This window comes from Frankia nepalensis (genome assembly GCF_016786325.1).
GTDB classification, from domain to species: Bacteria; Actinomycetota; Actinomycetes; order Frankiales; family Frankiaceae; genus Pseudofrankia; species Pseudofrankia nepalensis.
This window is the reverse complement of the sequence record NZ_JADWYU010000084.1, coordinates 38,366-63,629: the sequence shown is the minus strand read 5'-3', so window position 1 is coordinate 63,629 and position 25,264 is coordinate 38,366. Positions and strand designations below refer to the sequence as shown.

The 25,264-nt window shown below is 72.9% G+C and carries 21 protein-coding genes; 10 read left to right on the top strand and 11 right to left on the bottom strand.

Features of this window, described 5'->3' with window-relative positions; genetic code table 11:
- Genes I6A81_RS04485 through I6A81_RS04475 form a run of 3 tightly spaced genes read left to right on the top strand, consistent with a single transcriptional unit; the run spans position 1 to position 3,790 of the window.
- Positions 1 to 2,217 carry an ABC transporter permease gene (locus tag I6A81_RS04485; RefSeq protein ID WP_203001079.1) on the top strand — a complete coding sequence of 739 codons (2,217 nt, stop codon included), beginning with the start codon at positions 1 to 3 and terminating at the stop codon, positions 2,215 to 2,217.
- Positions 2,214 to 2,981, top strand: coding sequence for an ABC transporter ATP-binding protein (locus I6A81_RS04480; RefSeq protein ID WP_203001077.1), 768 nt, complete (start codon positions 2,214 to 2,216; stop codon positions 2,979 to 2,981). Before I6A81_RS04485 ends, I6A81_RS04480 begins: the two co-directional genes overlap by 4 nt.
- A 2-nt stretch (positions 2,982 to 2,983) precedes the next feature.
- Positions 2,984 to 3,790 carry an ABC transporter ATP-binding protein gene (locus tag I6A81_RS04475; RefSeq protein ID WP_238428502.1) on the top strand — a complete coding sequence of 269 codons (807 nt, stop codon included), beginning with the start codon at positions 2,984 to 2,986 and terminating at the stop codon, positions 3,788 to 3,790.
- Between the two features lie 272 nt (positions 3,791 to 4,062).
- On the opposite strand, the gene I6A81_RS04470 is transcribed toward I6A81_RS04475, so the two are convergent.
- From I6A81_RS04470 to I6A81_RS04455, 4 genes are all read right to left on the bottom strand, one after another.
- Entirely contained in the window at positions 4,063 to 5,418 is a 1,356-nt protein-coding gene (locus I6A81_RS04470) for an ABC transporter substrate-binding protein (RefSeq protein ID WP_203001075.1), read from the bottom strand.
- 287 nt (positions 5,419 to 5,705) lie between these two features.
- The gene (locus I6A81_RS04465; protein WP_203001073.1) at positions 5,706 to 6,497 is read right to left on the bottom strand and encodes a MarR family transcriptional regulator; all 792 of its coding nucleotides are present in this window, start codon (positions 6,495 to 6,497) and stop codon (positions 5,706 to 5,708) included.
- Positions 6,498 to 6,715: 218 nt separating this feature from the next.
- The gene (locus I6A81_RS04460; protein WP_203001071.1) at positions 6,716 to 7,237 is read right to left on the bottom strand and encodes a hypothetical protein; all 522 of its coding nucleotides are present in this window, start codon (positions 7,235 to 7,237) and stop codon (positions 6,716 to 6,718) included.
- A gap of 310 nt (positions 7,238 to 7,547) precedes the next feature.
- On the bottom strand, positions 7,548 to 8,405 hold the full coding sequence (locus I6A81_RS04455) for an ABC transporter ATP-binding protein (RefSeq protein WP_203001149.1): 858 nt from the start codon (positions 8,403 to 8,405) through the stop codon (positions 7,548 to 7,550).
- Between the two features lie 290 nt (positions 8,406 to 8,695).
- On the opposite strand from I6A81_RS04455, the gene I6A81_RS04450 reads away from it, so the two are divergent.
- Positions 8,696 to 9,394, top strand: coding sequence for a dienelactone hydrolase family protein (locus I6A81_RS04450; RefSeq protein WP_307874470.1), 699 nt, complete (start codon positions 8,696 to 8,698; stop codon positions 9,392 to 9,394).
- Positions 9,395 to 9,427: 33 nt separating this feature from the next.
- On the opposite strand, the gene I6A81_RS04445 is transcribed toward I6A81_RS04450, so the two are convergent.
- Positions 9,428 to 9,916 carry a DUF2752 domain-containing protein gene (locus I6A81_RS04445; protein ID WP_203001069.1) on the bottom strand — a complete coding sequence of 163 codons (489 nt, stop codon included), beginning with the start codon at positions 9,914 to 9,916 and terminating at the stop codon, positions 9,428 to 9,430.
- A 253-nt stretch (positions 9,917 to 10,169) separates the two neighbouring features.
- Here I6A81_RS04445 and speB point away from each other — a divergent pair, with 253 nt between their 5' ends.
- Positions 10,170 to 11,222, top strand: a complete 1,053-nt coding sequence (gene speB / locus I6A81_RS04440; protein WP_307874469.1) for an agmatinase — start codon at positions 10,170 to 10,172, stop codon at positions 11,220 to 11,222.
- A gap of 100 nt (positions 11,223 to 11,322) precedes the next feature.
- On the opposite strand, the gene I6A81_RS04435 is transcribed toward speB, so the two are convergent.
- A complete protein-coding gene (locus tag I6A81_RS04435) occupies positions 11,323 to 12,192 on the bottom strand; it encodes a TrmH family RNA methyltransferase (protein WP_203001067.1) in 870 nt (289 codons plus the stop codon).
- A 35-nt stretch (positions 12,193 to 12,227) separates the two neighbouring features.
- Here I6A81_RS04435 and I6A81_RS04430 point away from each other — a divergent pair, with 35 nt between their 5' ends.
- Both I6A81_RS04430 and add read left to right on the top strand, forming a co-directional pair.
- Positions 12,228 to 13,679 (top strand): 8-oxoguanine deaminase, encoded by a 1,452-nt coding sequence (locus I6A81_RS04430; protein ID WP_203001065.1) that lies wholly within the window; start codon positions 12,228 to 12,230, stop codon positions 13,677 to 13,679.
- Between the two features lie 45 nt (positions 13,680 to 13,724).
- On the top strand, positions 13,725 to 14,813 hold the full coding sequence (gene add, locus I6A81_RS04425) for an adenosine deaminase (RefSeq protein WP_203001063.1): 1,089 nt from the start codon (positions 13,725 to 13,727) through the stop codon (positions 14,811 to 14,813).
- Between the two features lie 10 nt (positions 14,814 to 14,823).
- Here add and I6A81_RS04420 read toward each other — a convergent pair whose 3' ends face one another.
- Positions 14,824 to 15,312 (bottom strand): beta-class carbonic anhydrase, encoded by a 489-nt coding sequence (locus I6A81_RS04420; RefSeq protein ID WP_203001060.1) that lies wholly within the window; start codon positions 15,310 to 15,312, stop codon positions 14,824 to 14,826.
- A gap of 613 nt (positions 15,313 to 15,925) precedes the next feature.
- Between I6A81_RS04420 and I6A81_RS04415 the strand changes: the two genes are divergently transcribed.
- Positions 15,926 to 16,435 (top strand): GNAT family N-acetyltransferase, encoded by a 510-nt coding sequence (locus tag I6A81_RS04415; RefSeq protein WP_203029991.1) that lies wholly within the window; start codon positions 15,926 to 15,928, stop codon positions 16,433 to 16,435.
- Positions 16,436 to 16,491: 56 nt separating this feature from the next.
- Here I6A81_RS04415 and I6A81_RS04410 read toward each other — a convergent pair whose 3' ends face one another.
- Together I6A81_RS04410 and I6A81_RS04405 are read right to left on the bottom strand one after the other, a co-directional pair.
- On the bottom strand, positions 16,492 to 17,673 hold the full coding sequence (locus I6A81_RS04410; protein ID WP_203010110.1) for a hypothetical protein: 1,182 nt from the start codon (positions 17,671 to 17,673) through the stop codon (positions 16,492 to 16,494).
- A gap of 13 nt (positions 17,674 to 17,686) precedes the next feature.
- The gene (locus I6A81_RS04405; protein ID WP_203002489.1) at positions 17,687 to 18,733 is read right to left on the bottom strand and encodes a helix-turn-helix domain-containing protein; all 1,047 of its coding nucleotides are present in this window, start codon (positions 18,731 to 18,733) and stop codon (positions 17,687 to 17,689) included.
- 533 nt (positions 18,734 to 19,266) lie between these two features.
- Here I6A81_RS04405 and I6A81_RS04400 point away from each other — a divergent pair.
- Complete coding sequence (locus I6A81_RS04400) at positions 19,267 to 19,560, top strand: hypothetical protein (protein ID WP_203002484.1); 294 nt, start codon at positions 19,267 to 19,269, stop codon at positions 19,558 to 19,560.
- 146 nt (positions 19,561 to 19,706) lie between these two features.
- Here I6A81_RS04400 and I6A81_RS04395 read toward each other — a convergent pair whose 3' ends face one another.
- Positions 19,707 to 20,990 carry a DUF6986 family protein gene (locus I6A81_RS04395; RefSeq protein WP_203002483.1) on the bottom strand — a complete coding sequence of 428 codons (1,284 nt, stop codon included), beginning with the start codon at positions 20,988 to 20,990 and terminating at the stop codon, positions 19,707 to 19,709.
- Between the two features lie 205 nt (positions 20,991 to 21,195).
- Positions 21,196 to 21,522 (bottom strand): hydroxyisourate hydrolase, encoded by a 327-nt coding sequence (gene uraH, locus I6A81_RS04390; RefSeq protein ID WP_203002482.1) that lies wholly within the window; start codon positions 21,520 to 21,522, stop codon positions 21,196 to 21,198.
- Between the two features lie 375 nt (positions 21,523 to 21,897).
- Here uraH and I6A81_RS04385 point away from each other — a divergent pair, with 375 nt between their 5' ends.
- A complete protein-coding gene (locus I6A81_RS04385) occupies positions 21,898 to 25,167 on the top strand; it encodes an AAA family ATPase (protein WP_203002481.1) in 3,270 nt (1,089 codons plus the stop codon).
- Positions 25,168 to 25,264: the final 97 nt, after the last annotated feature.

Here is a 25,264-nt window from a genome sequence, read left to right as displayed (position 1 = left end):
GTGGTCAGCGTCGAGCTCGCGATCGCCGGCCTCGCCATCGGCGCGGTCGCGGCGCTTTCCGGCATCGGCCTGCTGGTCACCTACCGCACGAACGGCGTCCTGAACCTCGCGCACGGCGGTATCGCGACCCTGGTCGCCTATGTCTATCGGGAAATGACGGTCGAGTGGGGCTTCCCCGTCTGGCTGTCGGCCGTGATCGCCATGGCGTTCCTCGCCCCCGGGCTCGGCCTCCTGCTAGAGCGGCTGGTCTTCCGCCCGCTCGCGCGCCGGCGCGCGTCCGCCGCCGAGACACTGGTCGCCAGCCTCGGCGTGCTGGTGCTCTCGCTGGGCATGTGCGCCGGCATCTGGGGCCTGGGCACCCGCAACGACACTCCGTCCATCTTCCCGGACGAGCGGGTGGGCTCGGGTTCCTGGTCCATCGAGGTCGACACGCTGAGCACGCTCGCGCTGATCCTGGTCGCCTGCGTGTTCCTCGGGGTGGTGCAGAACCGCACCCGGTTCGGCCGGCAGGTGCGCGCGGTCGTCGATGACCGCGAGCTCGCCGAGATGTCCTCGATCCCCGCCGACCGGGTGGCCGCCGTCGGCTGGGCGTTCGGCACGACGCTCGCTGGTTTCACCGGCGTGCTGCTCGCCCCCCGGTTCGGGCTGAGCCCCTATGGGCTGTCGCTGGTCGTGCTGACGACGTTCGCCGTGATCGTCGCGGCCCGGCTGTCCAGCCTGCCGGTCGCGGTGCTCACCGGTCTCGCGATCGGCATCGCGCAGAGCGAGCTGACGCAGTTCAGCGTGACCGGCGTGTTCGCCGACACCTACCGCACGCTGACCTCGAGCCTGTTCGTGGTCGTCCTGCTGGTGCTGCTGCTGTTGAGCCCCAAGCTGCGGGAGCTCGGTGGCGACGCGGGCTCGGCCGGCCGGCTCTCCAGCCGGGAGGCGCCAGAGCGCGGCACGCTGGGCGAGCGGCACAAGAACCTGATCATCATCTTCGCCGGCATCGTCATGTTGATGGCCCCGCTCTTCTTCGGGGCGGCCGACCTGCGCAAGGCCTTCCTGGTGCCCGCGCTCGCGCTGATCTTCCTGTCGCTGGTGATCGTCACCGGCTACAGCGGCCAGGTCTCGCTCGGCGTCGCCGGCTACGCCGGCCTCGGCGCGCTGTTCTCGCTCAAGCTCGAGGCCGGCGAGTTCCCCGGCCTGCCCGAAATGCCGGGCCTGCTCGCGATCCTTATCGGCGCGCTGCTCGTCGCGCCGATCGGCCTCATCACCGGCTACCCGGCGATCCGCCGCCGCGGGCTCGCGCTGGCGCTCACGACGTTCGCCGTCGGCGCCACCGTCACCGTGTTCGTCTTCAACCAGCCCGACCTGTCCGTCGGCGTGTACGCCGAGCCGCTGTACCTGGGCGGCTGGATGCTGAACGACAAGGCCTTCTACATCGTAGAGATGGTCGGTCTCGGCCTCGGCCTGCTCGCGGTGTACAACCTGCACCGCGGGCGGCTCGGCCGGGCCCTGGTCGCCGTCCGCGACCACACCGAGGGCGCGGCCGCGGTCGGCGTGGACGTGCGCAACCTCAAGCTGCTGGCGTTCACGGTGTCCTCGGTGGTCGCCGGCCTCGGTGGCGCGCTGCTTTCGCACAGCACCGGGTCGTTCAGCTCGACCCAGTTCGAGCCGATGCAGAGCCTGCTGTGGTTCACCGCCGTCGTCGTGTTCGGCGCGGACAGCGCCGTCGGCGCGATCATCGCCGCCGCGTTCATCGTGTCCATCAACGTGTTCTTCCCGGAGGGCTCGTCGACACTGGCGGTCGGCATTCTCGCCCTCTCACTCGGCTGGCTGCCCGGCGGGCTCGCCTCCGCGGTCCGTGGGCTGGTCCGGTTCGTCGCGCTGCGGCTCGCCGACGAGTTCGTCGAGCCAGAAGGCACCGCGCCGCGGCCACGGATCCCGTCCCAGGCCGGCGTCCTGACGCCGGCGGCCCAGCCGACGACTGGCCGCTCCCCGGCCGCCGTCGCGCCAGGCGGCGGCGTGACCGTCGACCTGACCGCCGTCGACCGGGTCGCCGCGGCCCGCGGACTCACGCTCACCCCGTTCGGCCGGTCGCTGCTCGGGCGCCTCGGCGGCGGCGCGCCCGCCGCCGCGCTGCCCGTGGCCGCGAGCCTGCCCGGGCCGAACGGCGCGAGCCCCGTGACGGCCGGGACCGGCACGCTCAACCATCCGGAAGGGGGCCGGCCGTGAGCCGCGCCGAGCTGCGCGCCGTCGGCCTCGTCCGCCGCTACGGCGGGCTCACGGCCGTCGACCACGTCGACATGTCCGCCCCACCCGGGATGATCACCGGGCTGATCGGGCCGAACGGCGCCGGCAAGTCGACGCTGTTCAAGCTGCTCACCGGCGTCGAGCAGCCCGACGAGGGCGCGGTGCTGCTGGGCGACCGGGACATCAGCAAGCTGCGGCCGGACAAGCGCTCCCGGCTCGGGCTGGTGCAGACGTTCCAGGTGCCGTCGCTGTTCACCAGCATGACCGTGCGGGACAACCTGCTGGTCGGCGTGGAGAACCGGCGCCGGGACTACGGCGGCGGCCTGTTCGGCCTCGGCGTGCGCAAGAACCCCTCGCACGAGCAGGTCGTCGACGACATGCTCGCCTCGCTCGGCCTGAGCGACCTCGCCGACTTCGTCGCGGGCTCGCTGCCGACGGGCGCGCTGCGGCTGGCCGAGTGCGCCAGGGCGCTGTGCGCCCATCCGGACGTGCTGCTGCTCGACGAGCCCGCGAGCGGCCTGGACGCGGTCGAGACCGAGCGGTTCTCCGCCCTGCTGCGCCGGATCGCCGACGCCGGCGTGGCGATCGTCCTCGTCGACCACGACGTCGACCTGGTCTTCACCGTGTGCGACCAGGTGTACGCCATGGTCGGCGGCAAAGTGGTCGCTCACGGCGACCCGGCCACGGTCCGCGCGAACCCGACCGTCCAGTCCGTCTACCTCGCCCAGGGATCGGTGGCGGCGTGAGCATGTTCCCCTCGAAGGACAGGGCTCCGTCGAATGCCGGAGCCGGAGCCGGCCCCTCAGCCGAGATCGCGGCTGGCTCCTCGGCCAGCGCCCTGGCCGCCGCCGCGGCGGCCACCCGCAGGGGCGGCACGCCGGCGTCGGACGGCATCGAGCTGCGGCTGACCGGTGGCCGGGCCGGCTACGGAAACGTCGAGGTGCTGCACGGCCTGGACCTCGTCATCCCGTCCGGCAAGGTCGTGGCCATGCTCGGCGTCAACGGCGCGGGCAAGAGCACCACGCTGCGGGTACTCGCCGGCCTGGTGCCGCTGCGCCAGGGCACGCTCACCTGGCGAGGCGAGGTCATCACGAAGATGTCCGCGCTCGACCGGTCGCGGCGCGGCCTGCTGCTCGTGCCGGACGAGCGGGCGGTGTTCGCGAGCCTGTCGGTCCGGGACAACCTGATGGTGGTCGCCGAGGCGGCCGGCTACCCGGACATCACCCCCGCGCTGGACGCGTTCCCGAAGCTGCGTGACCGGCTCCCCCAGCGGGCCGGCTCGATGTCGGGCGGCGAGCGGCGGATGCTCGCGCTCGCCCGCGCGCTGCTCGCCCGGCCCAGCGTGCTGATGGTCGACGAACTCTCCCTGGGACTGTCGCCGAAGGTGGCCGCCGAGCTGTTCGAGTGGCTCGCGACCATCGCCGCGGGCGGAACGACGGTCATCCTGGCCGACCAGTACACCGAGGCGGCGCTCGGCATGGCCGACCTCGTCTATGTCCTGCACCGCGGCGAGCGCTCGTTCGTCGGCGACCCGGCCGAGCTCGCGCACGCCTGAGCGACCGGAGGGGCGGGGCCGGTCTGGCCGGGCCGCTCCGTCGTTTCTTCCAGTCCGTCCGGCGCCTTGGGGCGGGCGGCCTGCCCAGCCTCACGTGGCCTCCGCACGCCGCATGGCCTTCCTGGCTCACTCACGCCCCGAGCCCACGGGACAGCCGCCCGGCTCGCGCCGTCGACTGCCCCAGCTGACACCGTCGCGTCCCGGAACGACCGAGGGCCCCGCCCCGGCGAGTAGCTCGCCGGGGCGGGGCCCCTTCTGGTCTTGGCCGGAGGTCAGCCGGCGTCGAAGCTGAAGGTCGGGACCTGGAAGCAGTTCGTCGTCATGTCGTCGGTCTGTGAGGTCCAGCCAGCCTTGCCGGTCGGAGCGCTCGAGGTCCAGCGGACGACGTTCAGGCAGTCCTTGGCGCTGGTCGGCGGCGGGTTGTCGACCTTGAAGTCCCGCGGGATCAGCAGCCCTTCGGCGTCATAGGTCTCGGTCGTCATGTAGTTCTCGACGCATTCACGGGTCAGGTCCGCGCCACAGGACGACATCGCGTCCGTGAGCCACTTCGCCGAGATGTAGCCCTCGAACATCCACTGGTTGAGCTTGTTCACGCGGTCCGGCGTGTACTTCGCGACGTCGTCGCGGTACTGCTTGACCAGCGGGTCGTCGATGTCGTTGTAGTTCTTGGCGGTGCTGATCGCGTACAGGTTGTTCAGGCAGGTCGGCGACTTCGCGTAGATCGTGGCGGCGGAGTCCGAGAGGCTCTGCGTGGTGGTGACCTTGGCCTTCAGCGGCATCTGTCGCGACTGGATGGCCTCGCACAGCTGGCCGTTGAAGTCGTCGGTCAGCGCGTCGAAGACGACCTCGACGCCCTTGTTCTTCATGTCGATGACGGCCGCGTCCCAGTTACGCAGGGCGAGGTCGACCTGCTCGGAGACGACCGTGTAGCCCTCCTTCTGGAGGCCCAGCGCGATCGAGGACGCGTACTGCTGCGACTGCGGGACGTTCAGGAAGACGACGGCCGCCGTCTTGGCGTTGAGCTTCTCCTTGAACCAGCGGTAGTTCCCGGTCGGGGCGTAGAGCTTGCCGTCGTAGCCCGGCGCCTTGCCGTCCCGCGGGTAGCCGAAGCCACCGTAGATCGAGAACATGTGCGGGTACTGGTAGTAGGCGTCGCCGACCGGCTGGCCGCCGATGTCCGGGACACCCTGCGAGTCGAGGTACTGCGCACCGGCGTAGTCGAAAGCCGTGGTGCCGGCGAGCGCGAACACCTTCTCGTCGTCGGCCAGCGTGTGCGCGCATTCGACGTTGCCGTCGCCCGTGCCCTTGTCGTCGCACGGGACGAGCTTGACCTTGCGGCCGTTCACGCCACCCTTGTCGTTGAGCGCGTCGAAGTAGGCCTGCGCGCCGTACAGCGACGCCGAGAACGTGTCCGGACCGAGCCCGCTGGTCTGGCCGCTGATCAGGCCGACCTTGATCTCGGTGGGGCTCACCCCCGTGTCGGACGCCGTGTTGTTGGACGCCTGCGTGGTGCCGCCGCCGTCCGGATTGCTGGGCTGGTCGTCAGAGTTGACCCTGCTGCCGCAGGCAGTCAGCGCCAACGACGTCAACGCCACAGCGGCGACGAGCGCTCGGGCTCGGATGGACATGCTCTCCCCTGATTGAGTTCCGTGACGCTGCCACGCTATGCCGGGCCGATTCCCCGCCGGTAGCCGCCCGACGGGACACACCTAACACCTTCGGCAACCAGATTGGTAACCGTAGTGGCTCCCCGGCCGCGCGGCTGTCGGGCCGGCGATACCCACCGCGAACCGCTCCGGGGCATTGCCGAACGACCTCCCAGGACCTCCGGGCCGCCGAAAGCGAGATCCGGACTGGCTTTTCCGATCCGGCGCGGATCCCGGCGGCGCGGATCACCGGCGGATCGCGCCGGGAGCTAACGCAACGGCAACAGGCGCCGCCACCATGGCCGGCGGGGACCGGACGGCGACGCCGACGGGTCGGGCTCGGCGGACGTCTCGGCGTCCACGATGTCGCTGTCGTCGGCCGCCTCGGCCGCGGCCGGCGCCGGCTCCACGAGCTCTCCCTCGGCCACCTCAGCGTCGGTCACCTCAGCGTCGGTCACCTCGCCGTCCGCGACGGCGCCGGCGGGCTCCGGCTCGACGACGGCCTCGGCCTCTGGCTCGGGCTCCGCCGCGACCGGCTCGGCCTCGGCCACTGGCTCAGGCTCGGCCTCGGCCACGACCGGCTCAGGCTCGGCCTCCGGCTCCACCGGCTCCACCGGCTCAGGCTCGGCCTCCGCCACGACCGGCTCAGGCTCGGCCACCGGCTCCGCCGCGGCGGCGATCTCGTCATCGCCGGGCAGGCGGGCCGCGGGGATGCCGGGCACGTCGTCCGGGCCCGAGCGCGCGGCCGGGATCTCCGGGACGACGGCCGGCTCGTCGGCCGGCTCCGCCACGGACGCCACCGGCAGCTCGGGCTCGGGCGTGGCCGGCTCAGCCGCGGCCACCGACCCGCCTTCGGCGGGCGCGGACCCACTCCCGACCATGTTCAAGATCTTGCCGTCGGCTCCGACGGCCCGTACCAGCCGCCCCTGCTCGGCGAGCTTGCGACACGCGTTATTGACAGAGCTGCGGCTGGCGCCGATCGCCTCCGCGAGCCTGCCGTCGTCCAAACCGGCCGGCACCCCGGCCAGATGGCCAAGAATCCGGTCCGCAACAGTAGCCACGAAGCGGGACGCTATACGTTATCGGCGCCTCACCGACGAGCGGGGTGGAACTGCCCGCGCGGCGTGAACACCCTGGCGCGCGCCGCCTATACCCTTCCACACGCGCACGGGCCATCGATCACTCGATGTAACCACTCGCTACCGCCAGGTAGCGGGGCGGCCACGACCGGGAATCCCATGCCCCGCTTTGCCGGGTACACCCCCTTGGACGCCGCCCCTCAGTCGAGATGCAACGCATCCTCCTCCGGCGCGAGCGGCCAGGCCTCGCCGTCACCCTGACCTGCCAGGCCCGCCTCGCCGGTTCGGCGGAGAGTCCGGGCGTTCACCGGGCGGGCCGTCAACGGCTCCCCGAGCCCGGCCGCGTCGTCGGCGACCAGGCCCGCCAGCCGTGGGCCCGGGTTCGACTCCGCGAACGGCGTGTCGACGCCCTCGACGTCGTCGTCGAGCACCAGGCCGGTCTCGAGGCGCTCCGCCTCCAGGTAGGGATCGACGTCCGGGACCTCCTGGGCCAGCGCCTCGTCCAGCGACGCACCCGCGAGGCGCTCGTTGGCGGTCGGGCGCTGCCGGGTCTCCGCGCTCGGCGAGTCGGGGGCGTCCCAGCTGTCGTCGAGAGGGTCCAGGCCCGCGTCGGTGGTTCCCAGGTCGTCGCTGTCCAGGCTCTCCTCGACGGTCAGCGGAACGTCGTCGAGCACGTTGAACATGTCGACACCGTCAGGCCGGTACTCGGCGGGCTTGGTCATCTCTGCCTCCCGGTGGGTCTGGGTCGGGGCCCCCGCGGTGCCTCCCGTCCGCCACGTCGTTCGGGTACCTGTGCGTTCGGTACTCGTTCTCGCCTCGGGTACTTGCCTCGCCCGTTCCCGGCAGCGGCCGAGGTAATCAGGAGTGGGCGGCCCCGGGGCGGGAGCGCCGGCGGTCGGCTCCGGTGGCCGAGCACGGACGGCGCCGGGAGAACGAGCCGAAAGCGTGGAAGAAAGCCGGTCGCGGCCGGGCGGGCGTCGCCGGCGGGCCACGGCGCGGCCGGGCCCGCGCTCGACCCGCCGCGGCGGTCCTTCAGGCGGCGGGGGCGCCCGCGCCCGGGTCGTCGGCCGCGGCCAGCATCGCGTCGACGTCACCCGCCGGCAGGTCACCAGCGGGGTCGTCGTCCGCCCGGGCGCGGGCGACCGCGTCCTCGGCCGGCTGCGCCTCGAGCAGGAGTCTCCCGTTCGCGAGGACGGCGACCCGTTCGGCGACCGCGCTCGCCTCACCGGCCGACCGGGTCGCGTAGATCATGGTGATCCCGAGCTGGCGGTGCAGCGCGCACAGGTCGGCGGCGAGCCGTACGCGCAGGTCGTCGTCGTCGAGCGCGCCGAGCGGCTCGTCGAGCACGAGCACCCGCGGGCGCAGCACGAGCGCCCGGGCGATCGCCACCCGCTGCTGGTGCGCCGGGGCGAGCTGCGGTGGGCGGCGCCGGGCGTAGTCGCCCATCCGGACCAGTTCCAACGCCTCGCGTACCCGGCGGGCCGTGCCCGCCCTGCCGGCGAGCGTGGCGAGCGCCCGGCCACGCGGGTCCGGCGCGCCGGCCAGCGAGCCGCTCCCCCGCAGGCCGAGGGCGACGTTCGCCGCGACGTCGAGGAACGGGAAGAGGCTGTAGCGACCGAAGACGGCGGCGACCGGCCGGCGCGGCGCCGGCAGTCCCGCGACGTCGACGCCGTCGAGCAGCACCCGGCCCTCGACCGGCCGGTCGAGCCCGGCGACGAGCCGCAGCACCGTCGTCTTGCCCGCGCCCTCAGGGCCGACAAGCGCGAGCGATCCCCCGGAGGCGACGGTGAGGTCGACGTCCGCGACGGCGGCCGCCTCGGCGCCGGGATGATGATGCGTCAGCCCGACCAGCCTGACCTCACCCGCTCGCCGGCACGCGCCCTGCGCCATCCTCACCCCCTGCGTCCTGAGGCCGCATACGGCCTGGGGTTACCGTTGCCCGCACGAACTGTAGCGAAGCCACCTAAGCCACCGGCCGCCGCTTCCCTCAGCAAGCAGGGACGCCGATCAACCGCGCTGATCCCGATGCCGCCACCGGGTGATGCTTGGCTGGCAGGCTCCGGACCGGGGCGAACCGTCGCGGCGCCGGCCATGGGTACGGCATCATCGTCTGCTGGCGCCGGATGGCGCCCGCTGGCTGGAGCAAGCGCCCCGCAGCGCCCCGCGAGGAGGCCGCCATCGTGGACGTCAAGGTTCCCGGCGCGGCGACCGCCGCCGAGCTGGACGGCTACCTCGCCACACCGCCGGCCGGATCCGGGCCGTGGCCGGGCGTCGTCGTGCTGCACGACGCCTTCGGGCTGACGGCCGACACCCGCCGCCACGTCGACCGGCTGGCCGCGGCCGGTTATGTCGCCCTCGCGCCCAACCTGTTCAGCGCCCGCGGCCCGCGGTGCGTGACCGCGACGATCCGGGCCGCGATGTCCGGGCGAGGGCCGGCGTACGACGATCTCGAGGCGGTCCGGCGCTACCTCGCCGGCCGGGACGACTGCGCCGGCCGGGTGGGCGTCGTCGGCTTCTGCATGGGCGGTGGGTTCGCGCTGGTGGCCGCCACCCGCGGCTTCGACGCCGCGGCGCCGAACTACGGCATGATGCCCAAGGGCGATCTCGCCGCGGTGTTCGCGGGCGCCTGCCCGATCGTCGCCAGCTTTGGCGCCCGGGACGTCTCCCTGCGCGGCGCCGCCGCCAGGCTCGACGCCGCTCTCACCGAGGCGGGCGTGCCACACGACGTCAAGGAATACCCGAAGGTAGGCCACTCCTTCATGAACAAGCATCCGGTGTATTCGGCCGTCGGAAAGGTCCTCGGAGTCGGCCACGACGAGGCAGCCACGAACGACGCGTACGCGCGCATCCTGGACTTCTTCGACCGCCATCTCCGGTAGCCCGCCGTGCGGGGCAGGTCCGCCGGCGCGAGGCTACGAGTGCAGCCAGTCGCCCACAGGACCTGGGGTGTTGCGCACGATCCAGTAGGCGACGACGAGTACCGGCAGCGCCCGGTAGATCGCGACCGGCATGCGTGGCGTCCGGATCGGCAGGCCGAGCAGCCGGCCCACGGCGACGAACCAGCCAAGCAGGAGCAGCGGCGCGGCGATCACGAAGAAGAGGTTGTAGTCCGCCGCGGCGCCGAGGTGGCCGTGCAGCGCCTGGTGCAGGCCGCGCATCGAGCCGCAGCCGGGACAGTCCAGGCCACCGGTCGCCCACTTGAACGGACACGTCGGGTAATGGCCCGGCTCGGCCGGGTCGACCAGGTAGACCATCGTCGAGCCCGCCACGGCGGCCGCGGCGACGCCCAGATACCCGCCGAGCCTGGCGCGGCGCGACCAGCGCCGCGTCGCCGCGCCGGCCGGCGGCCCACCCGCCAGGTGGGCGTCGGCGGGCGCCGTCCCCGACCCCGACCGCGGCATGGAGACCGACGGTCGCGTGGAGCCCGACGGCGAGGTGGAGCCCGACGGTGACACGGAGCCCGACGGTGACACGGAGCCCGACGGCGCCGCGAAACCAGGTGGCCTCGCGGTTTCCGGCGCCGCGACGGCGCTGGGTGCCGCCGGAAGGCCGGATTCGGCCGGACGACTCATACTGGGCAGCGTAGAACGAGGCTTCCCAGAACGAGGGCTTCTGGCACGGAGTGCCTGGACCGAGGGCGAGGAGACACCGGACGTGGCGGACGGGACGCCGGGCCGCCCGGTCCCGCCGTACGCGGCACGCGAGGCCGCGGGCGGCAAGCCGGACGGGCAGGGCTTCGCCGGGCTCGCGACGTTCTGCGGCCGGCCGTGGCTGGAGACCGAGGCCGAGCTGCTCGAGCGGCGCCCCGACGTGGCCGTCGTCGGCGCCCCGTTCGACATCTCGACGACCAACCGGCCCGGTGCCCGGTTCGGCCCGCGCGCGCTGCGCGCGCAGGCCTACGACCCGGGCACCTTCCACCTCGACCTCGGCATCGAGATCTTCGAGTGGCTCGACGTCGTCGACGCGGGCGACGCGCACTGCCCGCACGGGTTGACCGAAGCCTCGCACGCGAACATCCGGGCCAAGGTTCACGAGGTCGCGCGTAACGGGATCTTTCCGCTCATCCTCGGTGGCGACCATTCGATCACGTGGCCGGCGGCGACGGCGGTGGCCGAAGCGGTCGGCTGGGGCGAGGTGGGCCTGCTGCACTTCGACGCGCACGCCGACACCGCCGACATCATCGACGGCAACCTGGCCTCGCACGGCACCCCGATGCGCCGGCTGATCGAGTCGGGCGCGGTCCGCGGCAGCAACTTCGTCCAGGTCGGGCTACGCGGCTACTGGCCGCCGGCAGACGTCTTCGCCTGGATGCAGGAGAATGGGCTGCGCTGGCACCTGATGCACGAGATCTGGGAGCGCGGCTCGCGGGCGGTCATCGCCGACGCGATCGCGCAGGCGGTCGACGGCTGCAAGGCGCTGTACCTGTCCGTCGACATCGACGTGCTCGACCCGGGCTTCGCGCCGGGTACCGGCACCCCGGAGCCCGGCGGCATGAACCCGGCCGACCTGCTGCGCGCCGTCCGCCAGATCGCGCTCGACACCCCGCTGGTGGCGGCGGACATCGTCGAGGTCTCCCCGCCCTACGACCACGCCGACACCACGGTCAACAGCGCCCACCGGGTCGCCATGGAGGTCTTCGCCGCGCTCGCCCACCGCCGCCGCGCCGCCGCCGGAGGCGCTCCCGACCTCCCTGGCTCCCCGCCCTGACCCCCAAGCGGTTCTTCTGCCTCAACCCTGCCGCGGGGTCCCCGCCGATGGGCTACCGAGCGGCGGGGGGTCGAACGTGCCGCTGTGCGTCCAGCCCTTACTAGCCAATCGGTGGGGAAGGTGGGCGGCCGAGGGCGTAGCAGGCGATGGCGGCGGTGGCCGCCACGTTGAGGGAGTCGACGCCGGCGGCCATGGGGATACGGACGCGACGGGTGGCGGCGGCCTGGGCGGCGACCGACAGGCCCTCACCCTCGGTGCCGAGCAGGACGGCGATCCGCGCGTCCGGGGCGGGGCGCAGGGCCGCCAGGTCGGTCGCGTCGGCGGCGGGGGTCAGCGCGAGCGCCTCGAAGCCGCGGTCCGTCAGCGCGGCGAGGCTCGCGGGCCAGGGATCCAGCCGGGCGTAGGGGACCGCGAAGACCTCGCCCATCGAGACACGGACCGACCGCCGGTACAGCGGGTCGGCGCAGCGCGGGCTGAGCAGGATGGCGTCCATGCCGAGGCCGGCGGCCGAGCGGAAGATCGCGCCCAGGTTGGTGTGCGAGACGAGGTCCTCGAGGACGAGGACCCGCAGCGCCCAGGAGAGCAGTTCGGCCGGGTCGCGGTCCGGGTGGCGCGCCATAGCGGCGAGCGCGCCCCGGTGCACCTCGAATCCTGTGATCTGGGCCATGATCTCCGGGCCGGCCAGGTAAACGGGTACATCCGAGCCGATCTCCGTCGGCACCGCGTCCAACCGGTTGGGTGAGACCAGCACCGAGCGCGGCTGGTAACCGGCCCGCAGCGCGCGGTAGATCACCCGCTCTCCTTCGGCGATGAACAGGCCCTCGGCTGGCTCCCTGCGGCGCCGGAGCGCGACGTCGGTGAGCGCGAGGTAGTCGGTCACCCGCGGGTCGGCCGGGTCGTCGACGGGCACGACGGTCAGCGCCGTCGGCAGCGCGGACGCCGGCGGGACTTGTGGGATCGGCCGCGTCATGCGCGCGTAATCCCAGGCCAGCAGAATCGGCCCCCATGACCACGCACCCGGACTCTCCCTCTCCCGCCACCCTGGATGGCCAGCCGGCCGACCTGCTGGTGGCCGGAGCCGAGCTGGTCGCGACCGTCGACGCCGAACGCCGTGAGCTGCCCGGCGGCTGGGTGGCGATCACCGACGGACTGGTGACCGGCGTCGGCGCCGCCGGTGACGAGCCGCCGGCGGCCAGGCGCGTGCTGCGTGCCGACGGCTGCCTGGTCACCCCGGGGCTGGTCAACACCCACCATCACATCTACCAGAACCTCACCCGGGCCTTCGCGCCGTCGCTGCACGGCACACTCTTCCAGTGGCTGACCACGCTCTACCCGCTGTGGTCACGCCTGGACGAGGAAGCGGTGCACGTCTCCGCCTATGTCGGCCTCACCGAACTCGCCCTCGGCGGCTGCACGACCACCACGGACCACCTCTACGTGCACCCGAAGGGCGGCGGCGACCTGATCTCCGCGGAGATCGCCGCCGCCCGCGCGCTGGGCATGCGCTTTCACCCGACGCGCGGCTCGATGTCGCTGTCGAAGAAGGACGGCGGGCTGCCGCCGGACTCGGTGGTCCAGGACCCGGACGAGATCCTCGCCGAGTCGGCCCGGCTCGTCGCCGCGCACCACGACCCGGGCCACGGCGCGATGGTGCGGGTCGCGCTGGCGCCGTGCTCGCCGTTCTCGGTCAGCCCCGAGCTGATGAAGGCGACGGCCGAGCTGGCCGAGCAGCTCGACGTCCGGCTGCACACCCACCTCGCGGAGGACCCGGAGGAGGACGAGTACTGCCTCGCGGTCTACGGCCGTCGGCCCATCGACCACTTCGCCGAGGTCGGCTGGGGCGGCGACCGGTCCTGGGTCGCGCACTGCATCTGCCCGAACCCCGAGGAGGTCGCCCGGCTGGGCGCCTGGGGCACCGGGGTGGCGCACTGCCCGAGCAGCAACATGATCCTCGGCGGCGGCCTCGCGCCAGTCGCCGAGCTGCGCGCCGCCGGGGCACCGGTGGGCCTTGGCTGCGACGGGTCGAGCTCGGCGGACGCGGCGTCGCTGTGGCTGGAGGCTCGCACGGCGATGCTGCTGGGCCGGCTGCGGCACGGCTCGGCGGCGATGTCGGCGCGGGACGCGCTCGAGATCGCGACGAGGGGCGGCGCGGGCTGCCTGGGGCGGGTCGGCGAGATCGGCGAGCTGTCCGTCGGCGCGGTCGGCGACCTGGTCGTCTGGCCGCTGACCGGGGTCGCGTTCGCGGGCGCCCTGTCGGACCCCGTCGAGGCGTGGCTGCGCTGCGGACCGGTCGCCGCGCGGCACACTGTCGTCGCCGGGCGCCTCGTCGTCGAGGACGGGGTGCCGACGCACCCCGCGCTGGACGAGATGCTGGCCCGGCACCGGACGATCGCGACGGGCATCCAGGCCGCCGTCGAGGACGCGGGACCCGTCCCGGCCGCCGCGACACGGGTCTGATCGGGGATTCGGGTCTGAGATCTTTCTAGCCGCGGAGGCGCTGGGATGGGGCAGGGCACGACAACGGGCACGACGGGCATGGAGCCGCTCGACCTGGCCACCGCGCTGGACCTGCTGCCGAAGGTGGAGCTGCACTGCCACGTCGAGGGCACGATGCGGCCGGGAACGGTGATCGAGCTGGCCCACCGGGGCGGGCTCGCCCTGCCGACCGAGAACCTCGACGAGCTGTACTCGTACGGCTCGCTCGACGAGTTCCTGTCGATCTTCTGGCTGGTCCAGTCGACGCTGGCGGGCCGGGACGACTGGGCGCGGCTCGGGTACGAGAGCGTGCTCGACGCCGCCGCCCACGGGCGGGTCTACGCGGAGATGTTCTTCACCCCCGCCCGTCACCTGGCCGGTGGCCAGCGGCTGGGCGACGTCGTCGCCGGGCTGGCCGAGGGGATCGCGGCGGCGGAGGCCCAGACCGGGTCGAAGGCGATGCTCATCGCCGACATCGACCGCGCGTTCGGCCCGGCGGCCGGGCTGGACATGGTGACGGAACTCGGCGAGCTGCGCCGCGCGGGCGCGCCCGGCATCGAGCGGGTGCTCGGCGTCGGGATGGACTCGACCGAGCTCGGCGTCGACCCGGTGTCGTTCACGGAGGCGTACCGGGCCGCCGCGGCGGCCGGGTTCCGCCTGACCGGCCACCAGGGCGAGAACTCGCCGCCGTCGGCGATCGCCGCGGTGGTCGACGTGCTGGGCGCCGAACGCGTCGACCACGGGCTCTCGCTGGTCGACGACCCGGAGCTGGTCCGCCGGTTCGCGGCCGAGCGGATCCCGCTCACCGTCTGCCCCAACTCCAACATCCGGATCGCCAACGCGTTCCCGGCGCTCGCCGACCACCCCTACCCGGCGATGCGTGCCGCCGGCCTGCTCGCGACCGTGAACACCGACGACCCGGCGATGACCGACCTCGACCTCGGCTACGAGTACACCTCGGTCGCCGAGGCCTTCGGCTACACCTTCGACGACATGGTCACCATCGCCCTCGACGGCGTCGAGGCCACCTGGCTCGACCCCGACGCCAAGCGCGCCCTGCGCACCCGCGTCACCGCCGAGGCCGCGGCCCTGGCCGCCCGTCTCGCGCCGTCCTGACCACCGAGGGTCAGACGATCTCCTTGAGCAGGCCGGTGGCGACGTCGAAGACGAAGCCCCGGACGGCGTCCCGGTGGGGGATGAACGGGCTGGCCTTGATCCGGGCGATCGACTGGCGCACATCCTCGTCGAGGTCCGGGAACGCCTCCGCGGCCCAGGCGGGCTTGATACCGGTCTCGTCCTGGATCGCGCGCTTGAAGGCGTCGTCGGTGAAGGTCACCATCCCGCACTCGGTGTGGTGAATCAGGATGATCTCCCTGGTGCCGAGCAGGCGCTGGCTGATCGCCAGCGACCGGATCGCGTCGTCGGTGACCACCCCACCGGCGTTGCGGATCACATGCGCCTCGCCCTCGGCGAGCCCGAGGATCCCGTAGACGTTGAGCCGCGCGTCCATGCAGGCGACGACGGCGACCTGCCGGGCCGGCGGCAGCGGCAGCGGACCCGCGAAGCTCTGCGCGTAGACGGTGTTGTTTGCCAGGTACTCATCCGTGACGGACACGGAGCCTCCACAGCGTCGATCGACATCCACCCAATTTCCATCGACATGATGGAGTTCTTCGCCCCACCCCCGTCAACCCCGCCCTCCACCAGACGGAACCCGGCAGGTCCACACCCCCGAAGGCGCCCACCTGAGCGGGCACGCGCCGGTCGCCGCCACCGTCTCGGCGCCGCCTGCCGTTCTGGCTGTTCTGGTGGCGATTGCGCGCGGGACGGCAGCGGACCTCGCCCGACGGCCGCACTTCCCCGTGCGCGTCCGGCCCGGGTTCCGCCGGGCAGGCCCAGCCCAGAACCCAGCCACGGGCCGCCACCTACGTGCCACGCCCGACGGCCCGGGAGACGACGACGGACCGGGCGTCTCGTCGGCGGCCGCGCTCCACGAGGCTCCAGGGCGGATAGGTACGGAACGACCAACCACGCCGTGGGCACCACCGGATGCAGAGCCGCCCGCGACGGCCAGCGATGTCCAGTGATGTCGTCTCGATTGTGCACCCGATGGGCGAGCCTCCGACGGGGACGAGTGAGCGGCGGTGCGCGGCCGTAATACAACCGCTGGTCACAGTTCACCGACCTCGGTAACAGATGAACCAGGCGGCGGACTCTGTCACCGTTGAATGGTGACCCACAGCATCGAGATCCGCACTCTCGACAAGGGGGAGTGGGCCGTACTGCGTGAGCTACGCCTACAGGCGCTGACCGATGCTCCCGCAGCCTTCGCCTCGACCGCCACGCGGGAGAGCGGCTTCGCCGAGTCCGACTGGCACACCCGGATGGAAAGCTGCTCCTGGTTCGTCGCCTGGGAGGACCAGCATCAGGTGGGCCTCGTCGCCGGCTCGGCCGAGTTCGGCGACTCCCCCGACGACCGCCACCTGCTGAGTCTCTGGGTCGCGCCTCCCTGGCGCCGTCGCGGGGTCGCCCACAGCCTGGTCGAGACTGTCGCGGCGTGGGCCGCGGATGACGCGGCCACCTCCCTGTCGCTATGGGTGGCCGACAACAACGTGCCGGCCATCGCATTGTACGAACGCCTCGGATTCCAGCGGACCGGACTAGCCCAGCCCTTTCCCACCGATTCCAGCCGCCAAGAGGTCCGAATGATCAGACATCTCGGCGATCCACCCGACTGACCGACCTTCGACCCGATTTTGTCTGGCGGGCAAGCAGCCCTTGCCGCGTGTCCCGGTCACCGGCCGCCGAGCAGCTTCGTCCGGTCCATGAGTTCCAGCGCCCTCAGTCCGTCGGCAAGCGAGGAACCGGCGACCAGCCTGGACCGGAGCCGGCGCCAACGGGCAAGGTCTGCCCGCCAGTGCTGAACATAGTCGGCCAGGTACTCGGGGCGGATCTCGGACCGGGTCAGGTCGGCGGTACGCAGCGCGCACCGGGCGGCGGCGGCCTGGGCGTGGTTCAGACCCGAGTTCGCTTCCAGCCGCCGCCGGATATCCTTGACGAACCGCCCGCGTTCCTCCAAGAACTTCGCCCAGAAATCCGGGCTCTTCGCTTCGTCGACGCTTCCGGCGTGCATCAGTGCCATATGGCCCTCAGCAAGCACGTCGCCGAACTCCTCATCGGCCGCGCGCCGCGGGTTCGCGTACGGATCGAATTCCAGCTGTCGGACGTAACCGGTGGCGCCAAGCGCGCCACGCTGGACGATGTCGAAGAGGAAGAACCAGTCCTCGTTGTAGATGCGGGGGAAGAAGCTGACATCCCTTGAGGAGTCGACCAGAAGAGCGGACCCGCTGACGAAGACGTCCTGCCGCCCGCCGGCGAGTCGGTTGGCGTGACAGACGACCGAGTTGTCCGGGAAATCACGCGCGATCATGCCGACGGCATCGAAATGACGCAGTCCCGCCGCGGCCTCGCGGACGAGCATCGGTTCGACATCCCGGATGTCGTCGTCCAGGAAGAGCAGCGAGCGCCACCCCGCCGCGGCGCCGAGCAGCAGTCCGAGATTCCGCTTGAGACTGAGGTCGCCAAGGTAGGCGGGAGCCGCGCCGAGCACATGGGCCGTCTCGAACTCGTCGAGCTTGTCGTTCTTGTATCCGTCGGCGAGGTCCACCACCGCGGCGCGCAGCCCGGGCATGGTACGCGCCTGCTCGACGACCTGGGTGGCCTCCGTTCCCCCACTGCACAGCGCGACCAGCTCGGCGCCCACCGAGACGGCCAGTTCCATCGCGCTGGTCAGGTTATGAGCCGGGCGGGAGGCGGGAACCACGATGGCGGCGAGCTGGCCGGCGGCGCCCGCGTCGCACCGGCGCAGCAGCGCGCGGTGCGACGTCCGGTGGGAGACAGCTGGAGGCTGCGCGGCGCCCTCCTCGCCAGACGACTCGCCGGAGCCGTGCTCAACCGTCGGACCGGTCCTTGTCACCGATCGGGTCCTTTCAGGGCCATTCGAAGAGACGAATGTCCGGGTCATGCAGGTCAGGCGTTATCGTCTTTCCCCTGAGCACTCGCACGCGCATCAGGATGCCGAACTCTCCAGCTTCGCCGAACCTGTCGAATATGTATTGTTCGTTCCGTTCCCTGAGGTTCGCGTCGGTGAGACAGCGGACCGCCCCCAACACGCCTCTCGAGTACACACCGTTACAGATGGTCAGTGTCCGGGAACGGTTGAACGGATTGGCTATCCGTACCAGCAGCCCGAGATCCTCGACGAGGCCGAGGTCCGGGTTGTCGGCCATTCTTGGCACATATTTGCGGCGCCCTCCGTCCCGCGTGACCTCGAAGATCTCCCCGTCAGGGAAATCGGGATCGGAGATCTGGGTGACCGGCACGTCGGCCTGCCGCGTGTACCACACCGTGGCCTGGTTCCAACCGAGGCCGCCCAGAAGGACGAGGTGGCCGGACACGTCGTCCGACCCCATGCCCGCGGAGGTGCGGAACCGGACGTCCAGGGCGGGGTTCTCCGCCCTGATGTGCCCGAACAACTCGACGAGGGCGTCAGCGTCCGCGAACGAGAACATCTCGGTGTGGTTGAGATTGTCCGGTGACGCGAGCGGCGAGCGAGCCTCCACCGGGATCTGCCCGCACACCACCCGGACGGGTGCCTCGTCGTCGAAACGCCAGGTGCGGCGAGGCGCCGCGTTGGGGAGCATGGACGCCGGCGGGTCGGGCACCGGCGCCGCGGCGCCCCGCAACGCTTTCAGTTCGTCCAGCAGGTCATCCCGAGCCGCGCGCTCCTCGTCGGTGAGCTCGTCCTCCGCGGCTAACCGTGCCCTCGCGTCCTCGTCGGCGCGAGGGGCGGCGTAGAACGTCGCGTATTTCCCAAGCCTCGTGAGCGGGATACCCCGCGCGATGTTCTCGTCGGATGAGACCGTCGCCACCGACACGCCGAGAGCCCTGGCGACCTGAGGCTGCGTGAGCCGGCCCTCGACCGCCTCTCGCTGCCGTCGGAGGCGCTGAGCCAACGTCCGGTTTGCCTCCGACATCATCCCTCCACCCGGTCCAGTGTCGACGGTGAAATTCAGCGAACCTCAAGCGTGTCGATGGACGGAAAGCGTATCAGGAGATCTCGCGGAACCGCGACCCGGGCAGTCGAGAGGCTTGTGGCGCACCGCGGGCTCCGGATTCGGCTATTTCTCTAGTCTTGTCGGCATCTTGGTCATACAGTGGGACTTGGTAGAGCACCCAGTCTCTACCGGTGGAGTTCAGAAATACAGTGTAGCTCTCTGAAGTTCAGAGAGAAGAGATGGAGGCGGCAGGCCCGAGACCACAGGAACCAGCCAAGGCGCACAACAGAACACCCCCGGCCTCGACCACACGAAGTACCGGGGGCGTCCTGTCAACCTAGGCGGGCTCCAGCCCGTCGCCCCTTGCGGCACCTCGACGCAGCGGTGCCAGAGTGCCGCCGTAGCGCCAACTACGGCGGCCGCACACCTACGCGGTAGCGCAAGTCCGAGCGGGGAGCGGAACCTACCAAATGACTAGACTAGACCTTGCTCAACATGCAGTAAATGCCCAGGTGGCGGAGTCGGACGGCCAGGGCGGCCTGTTCCTTCTGGCCCTGATCGTCGTCGTCGGGTTGAGCGTCCTGATTAGCGGACTCACCCGACACATCCGCAGCCTCTGGGGGATCGCGCAGACCTTTCTCAAGCCGATGTACGCGGCGGTGAAGACCCTCGTGCTCGTCGCCTTCGTACTCATCACCGTGCTGGTCGGCCTCGCCAGGACCTCCGGCGGTGACGACGCCTCGGCCCCGGCGGCCATCATCGTCGCGGTCAGCGGCGACTCGGTCACCACAGCGCCGCTCCCATAACCATGGAGCCGAGCCCAGAAGCGTGTCCACGATGGCCGCCCTCCGAGGAGGGCGGCCATCCCCGTGTGAGGCGGAGGCCCGACTGCCCGACCGCTTCAGCGGCGTTCCCGCCGGGCGTTCGGCGGCGGCCGCCGGTCTTGGCGAGTTCAGCCGCGGCCGCCGAGCTTCGCGACGACCGCGCGGTCGAGGTCGGCGGCGGCCAGGCCCGTGTCGTCCAGCAGGCCCGCGTCCAGCGCCCGTAGGACATGGCCGGCCAGTGCCCGGGCGGTGGCCGGCTCGTCGGCCACGGCGCCGGCGAAGCGGGCCTCCGCGTAGGCGGACAGCCGCGTGAGCGCGGCCGGCAGGCCCGCGAGCAGGTTCGCGGCCACCGCCGCGTGCCGGCTCACCAGCTGGGCGGGGTGCAGGTCCCAGCCCTGGTAGAGGCCGCGCCGCCAGGCCCGGGTGACGAGTCCGGCGTGCCGGTGCCAGCCGGCCCACACCGCCTCGGTCGCCCCGACCGGCAGCAGGTTGGACGAGCCGTCGGAGACCCGGATCCCGGTCCCGGCGGTGACCAGCTGCATGAGCGTGGTGGCATGTTCGACCGCCGGGTGGTCGCTGGCCTGGTGTTCGGCGGCGATCCCGAGCGCGGCCGAGTAGTCGTAGGTGCCGACGTGCAGCCCGGTGACCCGGCCGCGCCCGGCCTCCACCAGCGCGGGCAGGGCGAGCACCGCCGCCGGGGTCTCGATCTGCAGCTCGACGGCCGGCGGGCGCAGGTCGATCCGGGGCACCAGCTCGTCGAGGACCGCCAGGAACACGCCGACCTGCTCGGGCGCGCTCACCTTCGGCAGGGTGATCACCAGTCCTGGCGGGCCGCCGTCGTCGCCGGCGAGCGCGGTGAGGAACAGGTCGAGGCTGCGCAGGCCGCGGTCGCGCACGGCCGGGTCGAGTGACTTGGGCCGCAGCCCGTAGCTGGCCGGCAGCGCCCCGGCCGCGGCGGCCGCCCGCAGCGCCTCGGCGGCGACGACGGCGTGCTCGTCCTCCACCTCGTCCGGGCGGATGCCGTAGCCGTCCTCCAGGTCGACCCGCAGGTCCTGGATGGGTTCCATCGACAGCACGCGCAGCACGTGGGCGTACACCCGCTCGGCCAGCGCCGGGTCCGCCCCGCCCGGCTGCCTGCCCGCGGTGCCCGCCGCCCAGGGGGCGGTCGGCGTGTCGAGGCCGGTGGCCTCGGCGAGCTCGGCCGGCGAGGGCGCGTGTGCCGCGAGCGCCTCGCGGGCGGTCTCCCCCCACTCGAGCACGACGTCGAGATGCAGCCGCTCGGCCGAGACGTAGCAGGTGTGCACCGGTTGGCGGGTGCCCGGATCGCCGGGATGGCGGGCCGCGAGCGTCGCGTCGACCGGGCCGAGCGGCGCCGTCAGCCGGCCGAGCAGGTGTTCCGACAGGGTGGGCACGCCCTCCAGTGTGGACGTGGGCTCGAAGGTGCGCTTAGCGCACCGCTCGCCCACGTCCTGTCGGACGCTCCGCGCCCGACGAACCTGATACGGGCCCGGTGCATCCAGCCGAATCGGGGCAATCCGGGGACGAAAGCGGTAGCACAGGCGCGCTTGTCGGGCGCTCCGCGTCCGACCGGTCCTGGCGGCGGGCGTGGGCGCGTGGTCAGCTGCCCCGGTAGGAGGAGATGCCGAAGGGCGCGAGCAGCAGGGGTACGTGGTGATGGGCGGCCGGGTCCTCGATCTGGAAGGTGATGGTCACCTCGGGGAAGAACGCCGAACGCTGCGCGGTGTCGAACACCAGCCGCCATCGACCGGCGGCGTCCGCCGGCAGTGACGCGATCCGGCCGTCCTCGTCCGTCACGGCCTCGGTGATCAGCCGCCAGCCCATGGGCTGGCCGTCGAAGCCGAGGATGATCTTCTCCAGCCGGACGGCGACCCCGGCCGCGGGGCGGCCGGCCCCGGTGTCAAGGACATGCGTGGACAGTGACATCTGGGCCTCACGACTCGCGGACGGGAACGGGGAGGGCCGGCTGGCACCTGAGTGGTACCGGACAGGAACAGGAATGACGACCGGTGCCAGGCATGAAGGAATGCGCTGAACGGGACGAGACCCCACTAGGCGCCGCTGGAGACCGTACCTGACCAGCGGGTCGAGACGTCGCGCGTGACGGGCTCGCGCCGCTTCCCGCCCGCGCCGCCAGGTTCCGCGCGCGGGCGCCACCTCCGGGCGACCGACGGTACCGTCTCGCCGTCGTGCGACTACTATGCGCCGCAAAGCGGGTCCCAGCCTGGTCAGGGGCGCGCACCGGGGGGCGAGTCGGCACAAAGTCAACGGACTAGTCGAAAGCGGGTCGAGACAGGCGGAATGGCGCTTTTTGTCGGTCGTGAATCCGAGCTCAACCAGCTTCATGGGCAGTACGCGGCGGTGGTGTCGTCCGGTCTGCGCTGCGTGTTCCTCGAAGGCCCGGCCGGCATCGGCAAGACGACGTTGCTCGACCGGTTCCTCGGCGACCTGGCGGCCGGTGCCGCGCCGGCCGGTGCCGCGCCGGCCGGCGGTGCCGTGGTGGCGGACGACGAGGCACCTGTCGACGCGGCGCCCGGCGAGCGGGCACCGGACGAGCGGGCACCGGGCGAACCGGCGCCGCGTGGGCCGGCGGTCCACGGCGACACCCGCGGCGCCCCGGAGGGTGACACCCCGGCAGTCGGCGGTCGTCGCCGCCCGCCTCCTGGCGGTCGCCGACCGGCGGGAATCGTGCGCGTCGAGGCCTCCCAGAGCGCGCGGACGCACGACCTGGACCTGGCGAACCGGCTGATCGACGCGCTCGCGGACGGCTCGCCCCGGCGGCACCCGTCGGGCCGGGGACGCCTGGACAGCCAGCCGTTGCTGGACCTCGACCAGGTCAGGCAGGCCGGGGACGCGCTCGTGGGCGCCGTGACCCAGGCCTGCGCGCGCGGACCGGTCGTGGTGCGCGTCGACGACGTGCACTGGTGCGACTCGCCCTCACTGCGCGCTCTGAAGTACCTGATGCTGCACGCCCCGAGGCTCCCGCTGCTCCTGCTGCTCGCCGGCCGGCCGCACGAGTCGCCGTGGATCGACGGCGTGCGCCGCCTGGCCACCGCCAGCGGCGCCACGATCAACATGGCGGGGTTCGGCGTGGCGGAGCTCGCCGAGCTGTTCGCCACGGCCGGCGTGGACCCGCCCCCGCCCCGGCGGCTGTGGGCCCTCGTCGACGCCACCGACGGCAACCCGCTGTGGTTGACCAGGCTGATCGTCCCCGGCCCGCGCGCCGCCCCTGACGGCGACCGCGGAGCCGGCTGGGACGGCTACCGGGACCCCGTCAGCCAGGTTCGGGTCGGCACGCCCCCGGCCCCCGAGCCGCTGGCGGCGCTGGTGGCCCGCGACCTGCGCGCCTGCCCACCGGACGGCCGCCGGCTCGCCGCCGCGGTCGCCGTGCTCGGCCGGGCCGCCCCGCTGGCCCAGGTCGCGACGCTCGCGGGACTCGCGGACCCGGCGGGGGCGCTCGACGAGGCGTTGCGGCACGGCCTGGTCGGCACGGTCGGCCGGCCACCACGGGTGACGCCTCCGCACGCGCTGGTCCGCGCCGCCATCTACCACCGTCTCGACGTCACCGAGCGGACCGCGCTGCACCTCACCATCGCCGCGGCGAGCTCCGACCGGACGGCCGCGCTGGAACACCGGGCCGCGGCGGCGCTCGGCCACGACGACGGGCTCGCCGCGGAACTCTCGGCGTGCGCGGCGGCCGAGTCCGCCGCCGGCCTGTTCGCCAGGGCCGGCGATCATCGCCTGCTCGCCTCCCGGCTCGCCGCGGACCCGGCCGCGGCCGGCGTGCTTCGCCTGGACGCGGCGATGTCGTTCATGCAGGCGGGCGAACGCGCCGACGCGGAGGCCGCCCTGGCCGACGGCGCGGACCACACCGGTGAGCCGGCGCGGGCCACCGGCCCGGCCGGCGGGGACGACCCGCCCTCACCGCGGCGTCTCTACGTCCAGGCGCACCTGGACCTGCTGGCCAACAAGGCGCCGGAGGCCGTGTTCGGGTTCATGGGCGCCTGGGAGGCGGCCCGCGCCGCCGACGACGCCGAGACCGCCGCCCAGTGCGCGGTGTGGCTCGCCCAGGCGCTCATCCCCGCCGGCTACTACGACGAGGCGGCCCAGTGGGGCCGGCGCGCGTTCGAGCAGGCGGGCGCGCCGTCGGCGATCCAGGCTTCGGGCCTCGGCATGCAGGCCTCGGCGCTCATGGCCGCGACCGGCGACCTCGAGCGGGTGCTCGGCGAGCTGGCCGCCGGTGAGCGGCAGCTGGAGCAGATTCCGCAGCTGGGCGTCATGATGCGGATCGCCCGTGGCGTGGTGCTGCTGTGGGGAGGAGACCTCGCCGGCGCCCTCGACCGGCTGGACCCGTCGTCCTGGGCCAGCGTCGACTTCCTGCACGGGCGGTTCCTCTCCGCCGCCCACTACGCGGAGGCCGCCTTCCGCGCGGGCCAGTGGGACGAGTCGGCCGGCGCCGGCCGCGAGGTCGTGGCGATGGCCGAGGCAGCCGGGCACGAGTGGGTGATGCCGTTCGTCTACCCGATCGCCGCGCTCGCGCCGGCGGCGCGCGGTGACGCGGCGACGGCGCGCCCGCTGCTGGCCAGGGCCGCCGAGTACCTCCCCCAGGACCTGGCGGCGATGCGCGCCTACTACGCCACCGCCGCCGCCCATCTCGCGGCCGCGCTCGACGACCCCGCGGGAGTCGTCGAGGCGTGCACTCCGGTGTCGGCGCTGAGCAACCCGGCGGGCGCGCTCGCCCCCGGGCTGTTCGACTGGCGGGACCTGCACGTCGAGGCGCTGGTGAAGCTGCGCCGGCTCGACGAGGCCGAGCACGCGCTCGACCTGTTCGAGACCCAGGCGCGCGAGCGCGCCTCGCCGGACGGCACCGCTCAGGCGCTGCGGGCACGCGGCACGCTGCTGACCGCCCGCGGCCGCCTCGACGAGGCGGTCGTCGCGCTGGACGAGGCCATCGCCCGGGCCGACCAGCTGGGCATGCGGCTGCCGGCGGCGCTCGCCCGGGTGCGCGTCGCCGACGTCCACCGCCGCAGGCGACGAACACCGCGGGCGCACGAGGCCCTGACCGCGGCGTTGGAGATCTTCGAGTCGCTCGGCGCGACCACCTACGCGCGACGCTGCCGCGACCTGCGCGAGTCCCTGCGACGCCAGGCGCCGTCCAGGGGCGGCGGCCGGGCCACCGACGGCGCGGCCGAGGCGCCGACGGGCCAGGGGGCGGGCTCCGGCGCGGGTGGGCCCGGGCGCGAGGCGACGGGGCGCCGGCAGGGCCCGACGGAACGCGAACTGGCGCTGCTGGCCAGGATCCTGCGCGGCGACGACTTCGAGTCGATCGCCAAGGAGCTCTACATGTCGAAGGGCCACGCCGAGAACGTCGCCCGGGAGTTGTACCGGATGCACGGCGTCACCTCCCGCGCGGAGCTCGCTGGCATCTATCTGGGCCTACGGGACCCCGGCGCCTTCCCCGTCCATCCGCTGCCCCTTCTGCCTCCGCGCCAGGAGGAGGCAGAAGGGTCGCGGCCGGCGCCACCGCCGGCCGACAGCCTCGGCGGGCCTGGCCGGCCCCTCGGTCGCTGATCGCGCGGTCACGGCAGTCGAAGGTCACGGCAGCCAGCGGTCACGGCAGCCAAAGACGGCCGTCGACGGCGATGGGCGGCGGTCGCGACTCGGCTAC

Bases quoted from the DNA above. Each gene is read 5' to 3' on its own strand.
- I6A81_RS04460 (WP_203001071.1), bottom strand. From the start codon at position 7,237: ATGACCAAGCCCGCCGAGTACCGGCCTGACGGTGTCGACATGTTCAAC.
- add (WP_203001063.1), top strand. From the start codon at position 13,725: ATGGGGCAGGGCACGACAACGGGCACGACGGGCATGGAGCCGCTCGAC.
- I6A81_RS04415 (WP_203029991.1), top strand. From the start codon at position 15,926: ATGGTGACCCACAGCATCGAGATCCGCACTCTCGACAAGGGGGAGTGG.
- I6A81_RS04470 (WP_203001075.1), bottom strand. From the start codon at position 5,418: ATGTCCATCCGAGCCCGAGCGCTCGTCGCCGCTGTGGCGTTGACGTCG.
- I6A81_RS04435 (WP_203001067.1), bottom strand. From the start codon at position 12,192: ATGACGCGGCCGATCCCACAAGTCCCGCCGGCGTCCGCGCTGCCGACG.
- I6A81_RS04385 (WP_203002481.1), top strand. From the start codon at position 21,898: ATGGCGCTTTTTGTCGGTCGTGAATCCGAGCTCAACCAGCTTCATGGG.
- uraH (WP_203002482.1), bottom strand. From the start codon at position 21,522: ATGTCACTGTCCACGCATGTCCTTGACACCGGGGCCGGCCGCCCCGCG.
- I6A81_RS04475 (WP_238428502.1), top strand. From the start codon at position 2,984: ATGTTCCCCTCGAAGGACAGGGCTCCGTCGAATGCCGGAGCCGGAGCC.
- I6A81_RS04445 (WP_203001069.1), bottom strand. From the start codon at position 9,916: ATGCCGCGGTCGGGGTCGGGGACGGCGCCCGCCGACGCCCACCTGGCG.
- I6A81_RS04405 (WP_203002489.1), bottom strand. From the start codon at position 18,733: ATGTCGGAGGCAAACCGGACGTTGGCTCAGCGCCTCCGACGGCAGCGA.
- I6A81_RS04455 (WP_203001149.1), bottom strand. From the start codon at position 8,405: ATGGCGCAGGGCGCGTGCCGGCGAGCGGGTGAGGTCAGGCTGGTCGGG.
- I6A81_RS04430 (WP_203001065.1), top strand. From the start codon at position 12,228: ATGACCACGCACCCGGACTCTCCCTCTCCCGCCACCCTGGATGGCCAG.